The sequence below is a fragment of the Streptomyces formicae genome (assembly GCF_002556545.1).
Classification (GTDB): domain Bacteria; phylum Actinomycetota; class Actinomycetes; order Streptomycetales; family Streptomycetaceae; genus Streptomyces; species Streptomyces formicae_A.
This window is the reverse complement of record NZ_CP022685.1, coordinates 5,373,283-5,387,372: the sequence shown is the minus strand read 5'-3', so window position 1 is coordinate 5,387,372 and position 14,090 is coordinate 5,373,283. Positions and strand designations below refer to the sequence as shown.

Below are 14,090 nucleotides of genomic sequence, written 5' to 3'. Positions count from 1 at the left end.
CCGTCTTGCCGAGTGTTCGATGAAAACCATACACTCCCGAGTGTTCGATTTTCGTTGAACAGCCAAGGGGAGAGGTGGCACAGCCATGCGCGCAGTGCGGTTCGAGCAGACCGGTGGACCCGAGGTCCTCCACGTCGTGGACACGGCCGTCCCCGACCCCGGCCCCGGCCAGGTCACCGTCGACGTCGCCTACACGGGCGTCAACTTCGCCGACCTCAAGGCCCGCGCCGAGGGCTACCGCGTGCCCGCCCTGCCGTACGTACCGGGCCTGGAGGTCTCCGGCCGCGTCCGCGCCGTCGGCACGGGCGTCGAGGGGCTCGCCCCCGGCCAGGAGGTCGCCGCGCTCACCGCGGGCGGCGCCTACGCGGAGGTGGCCCTCGCGAGCGCGGACACCGTCTTCGCGCTCCCCGAAGGCGTCACCCCGCGCACGGCGGCCACCCTGCCCACCGTGCTGCCGACCGCCCACGCCCTGGTCCACGAGGTGGGCCGCCTCCGGGCCGGCGAGACCGTGCTCGTACAGGGCGCGGCGGGCGGTGTCGGCACCGTCGTCGGGCAGTTGGCGAAGGCGGCGGGCGCCAGGGTGTTCGGCGTCGTGTCGAGCGCGGCCAAGGCCGAGTACGCCCTCAAGTACGGCTACGACGAGGTCTTCGTGGGCGACGCCTTCGCCGAGGACGCCCGCCGCGCCACCGGCGGCCGGGGCGTCGACCTCGTGCTCGACCCGGTCGGCGGCGACACGTTCCGCGCCGGACTCGCCGCGCTCGCCGTCTTCGGCCGCCTGGTCTCCTTCGGCAACGCGAGCGCCGCCGAGCCGTGGCGGGTGGGCCAGCCCGAGCTCTACCCGGGGGCCACCACGGTCTCCGGGTTCTCGATCCTCACCCTGGCGCAGACCGCCCCCCGGGAGCTGCGCGCGCTCGCCGAGCGCGCCTTCCGCACGGTCGCCGACGGCACGGTGGCCCTGCCGGTCACCGCCGAGTTCCCGCTCGCGGCGGCCGCGGAGGCGCACCGCCTGATGGGCGGCCGTACGACGACGGGCAAGCTGCTGCTGCGGGTCAGCCCTTAGCGCCCTCGTACCCGTCCCGCAGCTCCCGCCAGCGGTCCAGGCTCCACGTCGACCAGTCCTTGGGACGGCCGTCCAGCGCGTCCACCAGGAACTCGAAGTGGTGGTGCCACCCGGCAAGGCAGTCGAGGCGCAGCGCGTCGTCGCCGTCGAAGTCGTTGGTGAAGCGCAGCGTGGTGGCCGAGGCACCCGCCGGTTCCAGGTGGAAACGGCACCGGCCGTGCAGGTCGATCGTGTACTCGGCGACCACGTCCGGGTCCCAGGCCGTGACGTGCCCGGAGTGCGTCGCGTCCGCCTCGCCGTTGAGCCAGCGCAACGTGACCGCGCCGCCCAGGCGCGGTTCGAGCACGTCGGCGGCGGCCAGCCAGCCGGGAAGTCCCCCGGGGGTGGCCACCGCCGCCCAGACCTTTTCCACAGGGTGGGGAAGGTGCAGCGTGAAGCGCAGGTGCTGGGCGGGGCCCTGGCTCCGGCTCGTGCCTTGTCCGATCGTCGCGGTCATGGCACAAGCCTCGCCCGGTACGCCCCGTTCCGCACGCCTTGCGCGCGGTTCGGGGGAAGCGGCCCCGGGTCTTGTCAGACCCCGGCGTACGAGTGCTTGCCGGTGACGAAGATGTTCACGCCGTAGTAGTTGAACAGCCAGCAGCCGAAGGCGATCAGCGCCAGGTAGGCGGCCTTGCGGCCCTTCCAGCCCGCCGTCGCGCGAGCGTGCAGGTAGCAGGCGAAGGCGACCCAGGTGATGAAGGACCAGACCTCCTTGGGGTCCCAGCCCCAGTAGCGGCCCCAGGCGTCGCCCGCCCAGATCGCGCCCGCGATGATCGTGAACGTCCACAGCGGGAAGACCGCGGCGTTCACGCGGTACGAGAACTTGTCGAGCGAGGCCGCCGAGGGGAGGCGCTCCATGACGGACGTGGCGAACTTGCCCGGCTGACCGCCCCGCATCAGCTTCGACTCGTAGCTGTCCCGGAAGAGGTAGAGCAGCGTCGCGACGAAGCCGACGTAGAAGACCGCGCCGCAGAAGATCGCGGTGGAGACGTGGATCCACAGCCAGTACGAGTGCAGGGCCGGGACCAGCTGGTCGCTGGAGGTGTACAGGACGGTGACCGCGAGACCGAGGTCGAGCAGGACCGTGGTGACCAGCGGGAGGCCGAGCCAGGCGATGTTCTTCTTCAGGGCCATCAGCACCAGGTACACGGCCACCGCGACCGTGGAGAAGGTGATGCTGAACTCGTACATGTTGCCCCACGGCGCCCGCTGCACCGACAGGGCGCGGGTGAGCACACCGCCGAACTCGAGCAGGAACGCGAGCACGGTGAGGGACACCGCGATGCGGCCGTAGAGGTCGCCCTTCTCGTCGCCCGCCGCGGCGCCGGGACCGTCCGGCACGTCACGGGATCCGCTGACGGACCGGGTGACGACCTGCGGCCGCTCCAGGGTGGCGGTGCCGCCCTTGGCCTGGACGGCGACGGCGGGCGCGGTGGCGGCGGCCGTCTTGCCCGGGGTGAGCGCGGCGGCGGTGCGGGCGACCTTGCTGCGGCTGCCGAAGAGCCACTCCGCCATGTGCGCGAAGAAGGCCAGGAGGTAGACGGCCATCGCGGAGTAGATCAGCACGTTGCTGATGTGCGCGAGGTTCTCGTTGGGTTCGGCGGCCAGGGTGGTGGCGAGATTCACTTCTCAGCCCCTTCGGCAGGAACAACATCGGGGTCGGAGTCGGAGGCCGAAGAGGCTTCCGGGTCGGTGTCCGCAGCGGACTCGGGCGCGCTCGGCGCCTTCTCGTGCAGCAGGGCGGCGAGGTCGGACAGTTCCTCGGGCACCTTGGCGGACTCGCTGCGGCCGAGGCCCGCCATCTCCACCACGGTCACGCCGTCGGCGCCCCGCACCGCTCGCACCCAGACGCGGCGGCGCTGGATGAACAGGGAGCCGGCGAGGCCCGCGATGGCGGCGATCGCGGCGCCGAGGGCCCAGCCGGAGCCGGGCTGCTGCGAGATCTGGAAGGTCGCCCACTCCTTCATGCCCTTCTCGAAGGTGATCGAGCCCGCGCCGTTCGGCAGCTTCATGGTCTCGCCGGGCAGCAGCCGCTTCTTGAACAGCTCGCCCTTGGAGTCCTTGAACTTGGTCATCTTCCGGGTGTCCAGCTGGTACACGTTCTGCGGGACGCCGGAGTCGACGCCCAGGCTGCCGTGGTACGCGGAGAGCGCGAGCACCGGGAAGTCGGGGGCCGGGAACTGGGAGAACATCTGGCCCTTGCCCTCGCCCGCGAAGGTCGGGACGAAGAAGGCGTTGAAGCCGAGCTGTTCCTTCTTGCCGCTCTTGTTCTTGTAGCCGTCGAGGACCTTGATGGCGCCGGTCGCGGTGCCGTTCTGGTCGATGGGGAGCAGCGGCACGGAGGCCGTGTAGACGACCTTGCCCTTGGGATCGCGGACCGTGACGGTGGGGGCGTAGCCGTGGCCGATGAGGTAGACCTTCGAGCCGTCGACCTCGAGGGGCTTGTTGACCTCGATGGCCTTCTTCTTCTCCGGACCGTCGGCGCCCTCGGTGTAGGTGACGTTGGCCCGGTAGGTGCGGGGCGTGCCGCGGTTGGGGCCCGACTTCTGGTACGTGCCCTCGAAGTCGTCGAGCTTGAAGCTGAAGGGCGCCAGTTCGCCGGAGTCGAAGAGGCTGCCGGACTTGAAGTCGTCGTACTGCGAGAGCGTGTTGGCGAAGCCGTCGCCCTCCATGATCAGCTTGCCGCCCTCGGACTTGAAGAGCTGCCCGGCGGCGAAGGCGATCAGCATCACGATCAGCGCGACGTGGAAGAGCAGGTTGCCCGCCTCGCGCAGATAGCCCTTCTCGGCGGCGACCGAGGTGCCCGAGCCCGAGGTGTCCGAGCCCGCGGTGTGCGCGCGGAAGCGGCGCTCCTTGAGGAGCGCGAGCGCGGTGGCGTGCACCTGCTCGGGCTCGGCGTCGGTGCGCCACGTCACGTACGCGGGAAGGCGCGTCAGCTTCTTGGGCGCGCCCGGCGGGCGGCCGCGCAGCTGGCCGACGAACTGCCAGGTGCGGGGCACGATGCAGCCGATGAGGGAGACGAACAGCAGGATGTAGATCGCCGAGAACCACACCGAGCTGTAGACGTCGAAGAGCTGCAGCTTGTCGTAGATCGGACCGAGCGTGGTGTGCCGGTCCATGAAGTCCTGGACCTTGAGCTCGTCGACGTTGCTCTGCGGGATCAGCGAGCCCGGGATCGCGCCGAGCGAGAGCAGCAGGAGCAGGATCAGCGCGACCCGCATCGAGGTGAGCTGCCGCCAGAACCAGCGCAGCCAGCCGATGACGCCGAGCGAGGGAAGGTTCGGCGCGTCCTCCTTGGGCGCGGTGGACAGCTGTGCGCCCGCCGCGCCGAGGTCGTTCTGCTCGCTCTGCTCTTCGGGGACTTCGGTCTTGCTCATGGATCAGATCCCCACCGTGTAGCCGTTGGACCAGACCTGCATCTGCTGGATCATGCTGTCCCACACTCCGGTGACGAGCAGCAGGCCGGTCGCGATCATCATGATGCCGCCGATACGCATCACCCATGTGTAGTGCCGCTTGATCCACCCGAAGGCGCCGAGCGCCTTGCGGAAGGCGACGGCGGCGAGGATGAACGGGATGCCGAGCCCCAGGGAGTAGGCGACCCCCAGGATGGCACCGCGCTGCGGGTTGGCCCCGTCGGCGGCGAGGGCGAGGACGGAGGCGAGCGTCGGGCCGATGCACGGCGTCCAGCCGACGGCGAAGAGCGCGCCCACTATCGGGGCGCCCGCGAGCCCGATCGCGGGCCGCTTGTGGAAGCGGAACTCGCGCTGGGTGAGCCAGGGCATGAGCCCCATGAAGAAGATGCCGAGCACGATCATCACCACGCCGAGCACGGTGTTGATGGTGTCCTGGTGCTCCTTCAGGGTGCGCCCGATGGCTCCGAAGAAGACGGTCGCCGAGACGAAGACGACGGTGAACCCGGCCACGAAGAGACCGGCTCCCGCGGCCATCCTGCCGCGCTTGGCCTCCGCCAGGTCCTGGCCGCCGACCCCGGTGACGTACGAGAGATAGCCGGGTACGAGCGGCAGGACGCACGGCGAGAAGAAGGAGACGAGCCCGCCGAGCACCGCGACCGGCACGGCGAGGAGCAGCGCTCCGCTCATGACGGTCTGGTTCGGGCCCGTGATGGCCGCGAGGGTGGACATCACTTCTCCGCGAGCACGGGGTCGATCATCTTGCGCAGCTTCTCTTCGTTCAGTGGCTGCTGCGAGCGGGCCGCGATCTTGCCGTCCCGGTCGACGACGAGCGTCGAGGGGATGAAGTTGGGGTTCATCGAGCCCTGCGGGAAGCGAAGGAGCAGCTTGCCCGTCGAGTCGTGCAGGCTCGGGTAGGTGATCTTGTGCGCCTTCTCGAACTGGATCGCCGGGCCGCGCTCGGGGTCACGGGTGTTGATGCCGACGAACTCGACGCCCTTGTCCTTGGTGTCGGCGGCGACCTTCACGAAGTTCGGCGCCTCGGCCCGGCACGGCGCGCACCAGGATCCCCAGACGTTGATGACGAGGATCTTGCCCTTGTACGCCTTGGAGAGGTCGAGGTGCTTGCCCTCGAGCGTCTCGCCGTCGAGTTCGGGCAGCGGCTTGCGGTCCGCCTTCTTGGCGGTGGCGATGCCGTCGGATCCGGCCACGAAGTTGGTGTTGCCCGAACCGCCCGAGGTGCCCCCCGAGCCGCAGGCCGTGAGGACCAGGGCTCCGACCGCGGCCCCTGCGGCGAACAGGGCCAGACGCCCGCGGCGGCCGCCGGGGCGGCGGCTGCGGCTGCGGTTCGCGGTCTTGGGGGCGCGGCAGGCGGCACTCATGTGAAAAGTTTCGCATGCCCGTTTCGGGGATCTTCCGCACCCCCCGGGGTTGCGGAAGATCCCATTTCAGGCGGCCTTTCCGAGGCCCTTCCAGCCACCCGCGGGGGCCTGGCCGACGTCGAGGCCCTGGAGCTCGCGGAGCACCTTGGGGTCCTGCACGTCCAGCCAGTCCACGAACTGCTTGAAGGAGACCAGGCGGACGTCCTTCTTGCCCGCGATGTGCTTCAGGGCCTCCTCGACGGCGTCCATGTAGATGCCGCCGTTCCATTCCTCGAAGTGGTTGCCGATGAAGAACGGCGCCCTGTTGGACTCGTAGGCCCGCTTGAATCCGGCGATGTAGGCCTCGGTGGCCTGCTTGCGCCAGCCCGGGTAGTTGTGGGCCGGTGCCTTCGTGGAGTTCTGCGACTGGTTGGCCAGGATGTTGTAGTCCATCGAGAGGACCTCGAAGGAGTGCCCGGGGAAGGGCACGGCCTGCAGCGGCAGGTCCCAGATGCCCATCTTCTTCTCGGGCCAGCGCTGGCGGCCGCCGGGCGAGGACGCGTCGTAGCGCCAGCCGAGCTTCTTGGCGGTCGGCAGCAGGTTGTTCTGGCCGAGCAGACAGGGCGTGCGACCGCCGACGAGTTCCTTCTCGTAGTCGAAGGGCAGCGACGGCAGATCGGTCCAGCCGGTGTTCGTACGCCACTTCTTCACAAAGGACTTGGCCTGGTCGATCTCGTCCTGCCACTGCGCGGACGTCCAGTTGGCGACAGAGCCCGTTCCCGCGCAGAAGTGCCCGTTGAAGTGCGTGCCGATTTCATGGCCTTCGAGCCATGCCTGCCGGACGTACTTCAGGGTGTCCTTGATGTGACCGTCGGTGAGATATCCGATGTCGGAGGCGCCGACCGCGTTGTTCGGCGGGCGGTACATGCGCTTCTTCGATTCGGGAAGCAGATAAAGCCCCGAGAGGAAGAACGTCATACGCGCGTCGTGTTCCTCTGCGAGCTTCAAAAAGCGCGGGAACAGACCGTTGCCGACCTCGCCGGCACCGTCCCAGGAGAAGATCACGAACTGAGGGGGCGTCTCGCCCGGCTGGAGCGGCACGGGCTTGCCGGGCTGGTTGGGCTGCTTTCCGGTATAGGCGGTCGAGCCGTCACCGATCGGCTTCGCGGGGTGCTTTTCCGCACCCGGCTGCCCGTCCTTGGCCTTTCCCGAACCGCCGGAGTTGCTTCCGCTTCCGCAGCCCGCAAGTCCGAGCGCGGCCACCGCACCGGCGCCGAGCCCCATCATTCCCCTGCGGCTGATGTCGCGCATTCCATCCCCATTCGTCGCGCCCTGGGTCCGTGCCTGCTGTATCTGCCATGCAAGACGGACAACCACTTAGAGGGCGCGACGAACACGGGGGTTCCGACAAGTCGCACATATTTATGGGGCTTTTGCCCGGAAGGGACATACAGTCGCGACGCGATTACTCGACGTCGATCACTGAGGGAATTTCAGGCCCCGAAGGACTTCCCCTTGCCCTTCACCGGCTTGGCACCGGCGAGAAGATGCGCGGGCACCAGATCCCGCGCGGGCTCCGTGTAACCCACCGAAACGATCTTGTCGCCGCGATAGGTGAACGTCGTCAGCGAAGCGAGCGTGCACTGCCGCTTGCGCGGGTCGTGCCACAGGCGCCGCTTCTCCACGAAGCTCCGCACGATCCAGATCGGCAACTGGTGGCTGACGCACACCGCCTCGTGCCCGCGCGCCGCGTCCTTGGCCGCGTCCAGGGCGCCCATCATCCGCACGACCTGCTCGATGTACGGCTCGCCCCAGGAGGGCTTGAAGGGATTGACGAGGTGCTTCCAGTTGTCGGGGTTCTTCAGCGCCCCGTCCCCCACCCCGAAGGTCTTGCCCTCGAAGACGTTGCCCGCCTCGATGAGCCGCCCGTCCGTCGCCAGGTCGATGCCGTGCACCTTGGCGATCGGCGTGGCCGTCTCCTGGGCGCGGTCGAGCGGCGAGGCCACCACGTGCGTGATGTCGCGCTGGGCGAGGTGCTCGGCGACCCGGTCGGCCATCCGCCTGCCCAGCTCGGACAGGTGGTAGTCGGGCAGGCGCCCGTAGAGGATGCCCTCGGGGTTGTGCACCTCGCCGTGGCGCATCAGGTGGACGACGGTCAGCTCGTCGCCCGCTGCCGTGCCGGTCATGCGGTGACCTCCGTAGCTTCCGCGGCCGCGCGCGCGGCACCCGGCAGGGCGGCGGCGATCCGCTCGATCGCCCGCTCGTCGAGGGCGGTGGACACGAACCAGGACTCGAAGGACGAGGGCGGCAGGTAGACGCCCTGCGACAGCATCGAGTGGAAGAAGGCGGTGAAGCGGAACGACTCCTGCGCCTTCGCGTCGTCGTAATTCCGCACGTCACGGTCGGTGAAGAAGACGGAGAACATGTTGGAGGCGTTCTGCACGCGGTGCGCGACGCCCTCCTTGCTCAGCGCGTCGGACACCAGGCCGCGCACCCGCGCGGACACGGCGTCGACCTTCTCGTACGCGGCGTCGTCGAGCAGCCGCAGCTGGGCGAGGCCCGCGGCCGTCGCGACCGGGTTACCGGAGAGCGTGCCCGCCTGGTAGACCGGGCCCGCGGGGGCCAGGTGCGCCATGACGTCGGCGCGGCCGCCGAAGGCCGCGGCCGGGAAGCCGCCGCCCATGACCTTGCCGAAGGTCAGCAGGTCGGGCGTGACGCCGTCGACGCCGAACCAGCCCGCCTTCGACGTACGGAAGCCGGTCATCACCTCGTCGGAGATGTAGAGCGCGCCGTTCTCCCTGCACAGGTCGGCGAGCCCCTGGTTGAAGCCCTCGCGCGGCGGTACGACGCCCATGTTGCCCGGCGACGCCTCGGTGATCACACACGCGACCTGACCGGCGTTCGCGGCGAACGCGGCCCGCACGGCCTCCAGGTCGTTGTACGGCACCACGATGGTGTCGCCCGCCTGGGCGCCGGTCACACCGGGGGTGTCGGGCAGGCCGAGCGTGGCCACGCCCGAACCGGCGGCGGCGAGCAGGGCGTCGACGTGGCCGTGGTAGCACCCGGCGAACTTGAGGACCTTGGCCCGGCCGGTGAAACCGCGCGCCAGGCGGATGGCCGACATGGTCGCCTCGGTGCCGCTGGAGACGAGCCGCACCTGCTCGACGGGGGCGACACGGGCCACGATCTCCTCGGCGAGGGCGACCTCGCCCTCGCCGGGCGTACCGAAGGAGGTGCCGCGCGCGACGGCCTCCTGCACGGCGGCGGTCACCTCGGGGTGCGCGTGGCCGAGGATCATCGGACCCCACGAACACACGAGGTCGACGTACTCGCGGCCGTCGGCGTCCGTGAGGTACGGACCGGTACCGGACACCATGAAACGGGGCGTACCACCCACAGCGCGGAACGCGCGCACGGGAGAGTTCACACCGCCGGGCGTCACGGCCGCCGCACGGTCGAAAAGAGTCTGCGAAACTGGGGCGCTATACGGGAAGCTCACACGAGCCATGGTGTCAGAGGGTTCGGAGATCCTGCGGACAGGTGTTTCACCCCACGTTTTAGCGGGTGACCGTGGGGGAGGTCACTGACACGATGATCGGGTTGCGTGGCCGGGGCCGCGGGGCCTAGAAAAGACAGGGCCGTGCCGCCCTGGCAAAGCAGTCGGGTGGAGATATGCATCGCGGTGGCGGACTGGGCGAGGGGACCGACGGCCTGGGCCCCCGGCGTGCCCGGCGTGGCAAGCACCGGCGCGACGCGGAACCGGCGCAGGCGCCCGAACAGGCACGCAGCGGGTCCGGCAGGACCGAGCGGGACCGGGCGAGCAGCAGGAGTGGCGGGGTGGGGGTGACCTACAAGTACTTCGGTGCCCCGGACGGCGCGACCGCCGCCCGCGTGCCCATCTCCATGCGCCCCGAGGAGCTCGGCGGTGACGAGCTCGGCATGGGCGGCATGTTCACGAAGATCAAGCCGGAGACGATGGCCGCGATGGTCCTGACCGGCATCGAGGGCATACCCCTGCACAGAGTTCCCCCGCTGGAGCTGGTCGTCCTGCACCCCGACTACGCCGTCGTGAAGCTCCCCATGACCGTCGTCGACCCGCTGCGCGGGATCGGCGAGGAGTCGGTGGGCGCGGCGGCGTTCATCTGGTCCACGGTCCCCGACAGGGGCGGCCCGCGCGACGCGTTCAACGTCTACCAACTCCTGCACGAGTGGCAGGACTTCAGCCATCGCCTGCATGACGCGGGCCACCAGGCGTACTGCCTGGTGTGGCCCTGAGGACCCCTGCCGCTCCGCTCCCCCCCTGCTCCCCCTACTCCCCCCGCAGCGCGGCCAGTTGCTCCTCGAAGGGCACGACGGTTCCGAACCCGCCCGACGCGGTCTTGCGCGCCGGGCCGGCAGGGGCTGCCGCGGGGCTCGCGAGCCGGGCCAGTTCGGCCCCCGCCCGCTCGATCCGTTCCGCGAGCCCCTGCGCTCCCCAGTCCTCCGAGGCCGCGTACACCCCGGTGGGTACGACGACGGCCCGCAGATAGGCGAAGAGCGGGCGCAGCGCGTGGTCCAGGACGAGGGAGTGCCTCGCCGTGCCGCCGGTCGCCGCGATCAGGACCGGAGTCCCCACGAGCGCGTCCTTGTCGAAGCCGCTCACGGCGTCGAAGAAGGACTTGAAGAGACCGCTGTAGGAGGCGGAGAAGACCGGCGTCACGGCGATCAGCCCGTCGGCGCCCGACACCGCCTCGACCGCGCGGCTCAGGGCGGGGCCCGGGAATCCGGTGGTGAGGCTCTGGGCGATCTCCACGGCGAGGTCGCGCAGTTCGACGAACTCCACGTCCGCGTCGGCCTGCCGCCCCACCGCCGCCGCGAGGCGGTCGGCGAGCAGCCGGGTCGACGAGGGCACGCTCAGCCCCGCGGATACGACGACGAGCTTCATGCGGTGACTCCTTCCTTGGCCCCGGCCACGCGGAGGGCGTGCGTGGGCGCCTCCGGCACGTCGGCCGGACGGTTCTTGGCGAACTCCTCGCGCAGCACGGGGACGACCTCCTCGCCGAGGATGTCGAGCTGTTCGAGGACGGTCTTCAGCGGCAGCCCCGCGTGGTCCATCAGGAACAGCTGGCGCTGGTAGTCCCCCACGCTGTCGCGGAAGGACAGGGTCCGCTCGATCACCTGCTGCGGGGAGCCCACGGTCAGCGGGGTCTGCTCGGTGAAGTCCTCCAGCGAGGGGCCGTGCCCGTAGACCGGCGCGTTGTCGAAGTACGGCCGGAACTCCCGCACCGCGTCCTGGGAGTTCTTCCGCATGAAGACCTGTCCGCCGAGCCCGACGATCGCCTGCTCCGGAGTGCCGTGCCCGTAGTGCGCGTAACGCTGCCGGTAGAGGTCGACCATCTTCTTGGTGTGCTCGGCGGGCCAGAAGATGTTGTTGTGGAAGAAGCCGTCTCCGTAGTAGGCGGCCTGCTCCGCGATCTCCGGGGACCTGATCGACCCGTGCCAGACGAACGGCGCGACGCCGTCGAGGGGACGGGGGGTCGAGGTGAAGGACTGCAACGGCGTACGGAACTTCCCCTCCCAGGTCACCACGTCCTCGTCCCAGAGCCTGCGCAGCAGCGCGTAGTTCTCGACGGCGAGGTTGATGCCCTGGCGGATGTCCTTGCCGAACCACGGATAGACCGGGCCCGTGTTGCCGCGCCCCATCATCAGGTCCACCCGCCCGTCCGCGAGGTGCTGGAGCATCGCGAAGTCCTCGGCGATCTTCACCGGGTCGTTGGTGGTGATGAGCGTGGTGGAGGTGGACAGGACCAGCTTCTCGGTGCGGGCGGCGATGTAGCCGAGCATCGTGGTCGGGGACGAGGGCACGAAGGGCGGGTTGTGGTGCTCGCCGGTCGCGAAGACGTCGAGACCTACCTCCTCGGCCTTGAGCGCGATGGCGACCATCGCCTTGATCCGCTCGCGCTCGGTCGGGGTGCGGCCGGTGGTCGGGTCGGCGGTCACGTCGCCGACGCTGAAGATCCCGAACTGCATGGCTGGCTCACTCTCCGCAGGTTGTTGACCGTTCAACTATACCTACGGAACGGGGTGGGTCGCTCTCGTATTCCCCGGCCAGCGGTCCCCGCCTACTGGCCGCCCCCGGCCACCCAGTACGGATCACGCCCCGTGGCCGCCAACAGCCGCTCCACACCGGAAGCCCCCTCCCGCACCGCCACCGGCTCCCCGAAGACGCCCATCTTCCTGGCCATCGGCGCCATCCCCTCGACGGCCTCCGTCAGCCGCAGGACCACCCGCTCGTCCACCGCCACCGGCTCCTGCCCCGTGGCGCGGGCCAGGTCCCAGGCGTGCACGGTCAGGTCGAGCAGCGCCATGCAGCCGACGGTCCCTGCGGGCATGTCCATCGCGCCCGTGGTGCCCTGGTCCGCACCCGGCTCGCCCCAGGCGTCGACGAGCCGCCCGGTCTCGACGGCGAACCGCTCGCGCCAGCCGCCCTCCCCCACGTAGTCGGGCGTGGCCGAGAAGTCGGAGTCGCGCTTGGCCGCCAGCTCCTGGAACTGCACGACCACCTGGAGGAGGTGATTGACCAGGGCGCGTACGTCGTAGTCGGCACAAGGAGTGGGGTCGCCGAGACGGTCGTCGGGAATCGCGCGTACGACCGGAACGGCTCTCGTCGCGGCGAGAGCGAGCAGCTCACTGACCTTCGCTGTGGTGTCCATACCCGCACGCTACGGAGACGGCCCCCGCCCCGGCTTGAAGAAACGCGACACCGCGCACAGCGCACAGCGCCCCCGCCGGGACGGCAGGGCCTTTCCGGCCTACGATCCCGTCATGCGCACGCCCGGGACCCCACGCCGCGACACCCGGGGCATCGTGGACGCCGCCGGGCTCCTCGCCCGGGTACGGTTCCGCCGCCACGCACCCGCCGAGGCGCTGCGCCCCTACCTGGAGCACTACTGGCTGATCGACTGGGACCTCACCGAGCCCTACGCCTCCCACGTCGTCCCGCACCCGTCCGTGAACGTCGTCTTCCAGTCGTCCGAACCCCACCCCACCGCCGAGGTGGCGGGCATCCAGCCGGGCCTCTTCACCAAGAAGCTGGCGGGGCGGGGACGCGTCTGCGGGGTGCAGTTCCGTCCTGGCGGCTTCCGCCCCTTCGCGCCGCACCTGGAGGTGGCGTCGCTGACGGGCCACCGGCTGCCGCTGCCCGACGTCTTCCCCCACCTCGCCGACCCGGCCGCCGACGACACGGCGCGGCGGATCATCGCCCCCGACGACGAGCACGCGCGCGTGGCGGCACTGGACGCGTTCCTGACGGCGCTCGGCCCCGCACCCGACCCGAGGGCCGACCTCGCGATGCGCCTCGTCGACCGCGTCCGCGAGGACCGCTCGGTGCGCCGCGTCTCCGTGCTCGCGCGTACGGAAGGTCTGTCGGTCCGGTCGTTGCAGCGGCTGTTCTCCGCGTACGTAGGGGTCGGGCCGAAGTGGATCATCCTGCACTACCGGATCCACCAGGCCCTGGAGCAGGCCGAGTCGACGCCCCACGCCGCCATCGACTGGCCGGACATCGCCGCGTCACTTGGCTACGCCGACCAGGCCCACCTCGTACGGGACTTCACGGCGACGGTGGGAGTGCCGCCGACCGCGTACGCCCCGCACTGAACTCGCCCCTCCCCTTGCCCGGGGCCCGTTGTCAGACCCTGCCCCTACCGTGCGTCCATGGACTCCTCACAGCAGCCCGCCGTAGAGCTCAAGCCCTGGTCGGACGAGGACGGCCTCGAGCTGCTCCTCGCCCTCAACACCCCCGAGCTGACCGAGCACCTGGGCGGCCCCGAGACCCCCGAGAAGGTGGTCGACCGGCACCGGCGCTACCTCCGGCTCGACGGCCGGGGCCAGATGTTCCGCATCACCCTGGGCGGCGAGGTCGCGGGCTCCATCGGGTACTGGGAGACGACCTGGCAGGGCGAGGAGGTCTGGGAGACGGGCTGGGGCGTCCTGCCCGCGTTCCAGGGCAGGGGCCTGGCGGCGAGGGCGGCGCGGCTCGTCGCCGCCGAGGCGGGGGCGGCGGGGCGCCACGCCTTCCTCCACGCGTTTCCCGTGACGGGGCACGGGGCGTCCAACGCGGTGTGCCGTAAGGCGGGGTTCACGTTGGTCGGCGAGGCGGTGATCGAGTATCCGAAGGGGGACTGGCACCCCTGCAATGACTGGCGTCTCGCCGTGGCGGGGTGACTGGCCCGCCGCTTC

At 70.3% G+C, this 14,090-nt stretch carries 15 protein-coding genes; 4 read left to right on the top strand and 11 right to left on the bottom strand.

What is annotated here, in order from left to right; translation table 11 throughout:
- Positions 1-85: 85 nt before the first annotated feature.
- Complete coding sequence (locus tag KY5_RS23360) at positions 86-1,060, top strand: quinone oxidoreductase family protein (RefSeq protein WP_098244087.1); 975 nt, start codon at positions 86-88, stop codon at positions 1,058-1,060.
- On the opposite strand, the gene KY5_RS23355 is transcribed toward KY5_RS23360, so the two are convergent.
- The 8 genes from KY5_RS23355 to hemL form a co-directional block, all read right to left on the bottom strand.
- A complete protein-coding gene (locus KY5_RS23355; protein WP_098244086.1) occupies positions 1,050-1,556 on the bottom strand; it encodes an SRPBCC domain-containing protein in 507 nt (168 codons plus the stop codon). The two genes, KY5_RS23360 and KY5_RS23355, sit on opposite strands and share 11 nt — an antisense overlap.
- Before the next feature lie 74 nt (positions 1,557-1,630).
- The gene (ccsB, locus tag KY5_RS23350; RefSeq protein WP_098244085.1) at positions 1,631-2,725 is read right to left on the bottom strand and encodes a c-type cytochrome biogenesis protein CcsB; all 1,095 of its coding nucleotides are present in this window, start codon (positions 2,723-2,725) and stop codon (positions 1,631-1,633) included.
- Positions 2,722-4,476 carry a cytochrome c biogenesis protein ResB gene (resB, locus tag KY5_RS23345; protein ID WP_098244084.1) on the bottom strand — a complete coding sequence of 585 codons (1,755 nt, stop codon included), beginning with the start codon at positions 4,474-4,476 and terminating at the stop codon, positions 2,722-2,724. The genes ccsB and resB overlap by 4 nt, the downstream gene beginning before the upstream one ends.
- A 3-nt stretch (positions 4,477-4,479) precedes the next feature.
- Positions 4,480-5,244, bottom strand: a complete 765-nt coding sequence (locus KY5_RS23340; protein ID WP_098244083.1) for a cytochrome c biogenesis CcdA family protein — start codon at positions 5,242-5,244, stop codon at positions 4,480-4,482.
- The gene (locus KY5_RS23335; RefSeq protein WP_098244082.1) at positions 5,244-5,894 is read right to left on the bottom strand and encodes a TlpA family protein disulfide reductase; all 651 of its coding nucleotides are present in this window, start codon (positions 5,892-5,894) and stop codon (positions 5,244-5,246) included. The genes KY5_RS23340 and KY5_RS23335 overlap by 1 nt, the downstream gene beginning before the upstream one ends.
- A 66-nt stretch (positions 5,895-5,960) precedes the next feature.
- Complete coding sequence (locus tag KY5_RS23330; RefSeq protein ID WP_098244081.1) at positions 5,961-7,184, bottom strand: hypothetical protein; 1,224 nt, start codon at positions 7,182-7,184, stop codon at positions 5,961-5,963.
- Between the two features lie 182 nt (positions 7,185-7,366).
- Positions 7,367-8,059, bottom strand: a complete 693-nt coding sequence (locus tag KY5_RS23325; RefSeq protein WP_098244080.1) for a histidine phosphatase family protein — start codon at positions 8,057-8,059, stop codon at positions 7,367-7,369.
- Positions 8,056-9,381, bottom strand: a complete 1,326-nt coding sequence (gene hemL / locus KY5_RS23320) for a glutamate-1-semialdehyde 2,1-aminomutase (RefSeq protein ID WP_098244079.1) — start codon at positions 9,379-9,381, stop codon at positions 8,056-8,058. Before hemL ends, KY5_RS23325 begins: the two co-directional genes overlap by 4 nt.
- A gap of 164 nt (positions 9,382-9,545) precedes the next feature.
- On the opposite strand from hemL, the gene KY5_RS23315 reads away from it, so the two are divergent.
- Entirely contained in the window at positions 9,546-10,148 is a 603-nt protein-coding gene (locus tag KY5_RS23315; protein WP_098244078.1) for a hypothetical protein, read from the top strand.
- Positions 10,149-10,182: 34 nt separating this feature from the next.
- Here the strand turns inward: KY5_RS23315 and KY5_RS23310 are convergent, their stop codons facing one another.
- From KY5_RS23310 to KY5_RS23300, 3 genes are all read right to left on the bottom strand, one after another.
- Positions 10,183-10,797, bottom strand: a complete 615-nt coding sequence (locus tag KY5_RS23310) for a CE1759 family FMN reductase (RefSeq protein WP_098244077.1) — start codon at positions 10,795-10,797, stop codon at positions 10,183-10,185.
- Entirely contained in the window at positions 10,794-11,882 is a 1,089-nt protein-coding gene (locus KY5_RS23305) for an LLM class flavin-dependent oxidoreductase (RefSeq protein WP_098244076.1), read from the bottom strand. The genes KY5_RS23310 and KY5_RS23305 overlap by 4 nt, the downstream gene beginning before the upstream one ends.
- 92 nt (positions 11,883-11,974) lie before the next feature.
- Positions 11,975-12,565: a TIGR03086 family metal-binding protein gene (locus KY5_RS23300; protein ID WP_098244075.1), complete on the bottom strand. Its 591-nt coding sequence runs from the start codon at positions 12,563-12,565 to the stop codon at positions 11,975-11,977.
- 112 nt (positions 12,566-12,677) lie between these two features.
- On the opposite strand from KY5_RS23300, the gene KY5_RS23295 reads away from it, so the two are divergent.
- On the top strand, positions 12,678-13,508 hold the full coding sequence (locus KY5_RS23295) for a helix-turn-helix transcriptional regulator (protein WP_098247427.1): 831 nt from the start codon (positions 12,678-12,680) through the stop codon (positions 13,506-13,508).
- Positions 13,509-13,565: 57 nt separating this feature from the next.
- Positions 13,566-14,075, top strand: coding sequence for a GNAT family N-acetyltransferase (locus KY5_RS23290; RefSeq protein WP_098244074.1), 510 nt, complete (start codon positions 13,566-13,568; stop codon positions 14,073-14,075).
- The last annotated feature ends 15 nt before the right edge of the window (positions 14,076-14,090 follow it).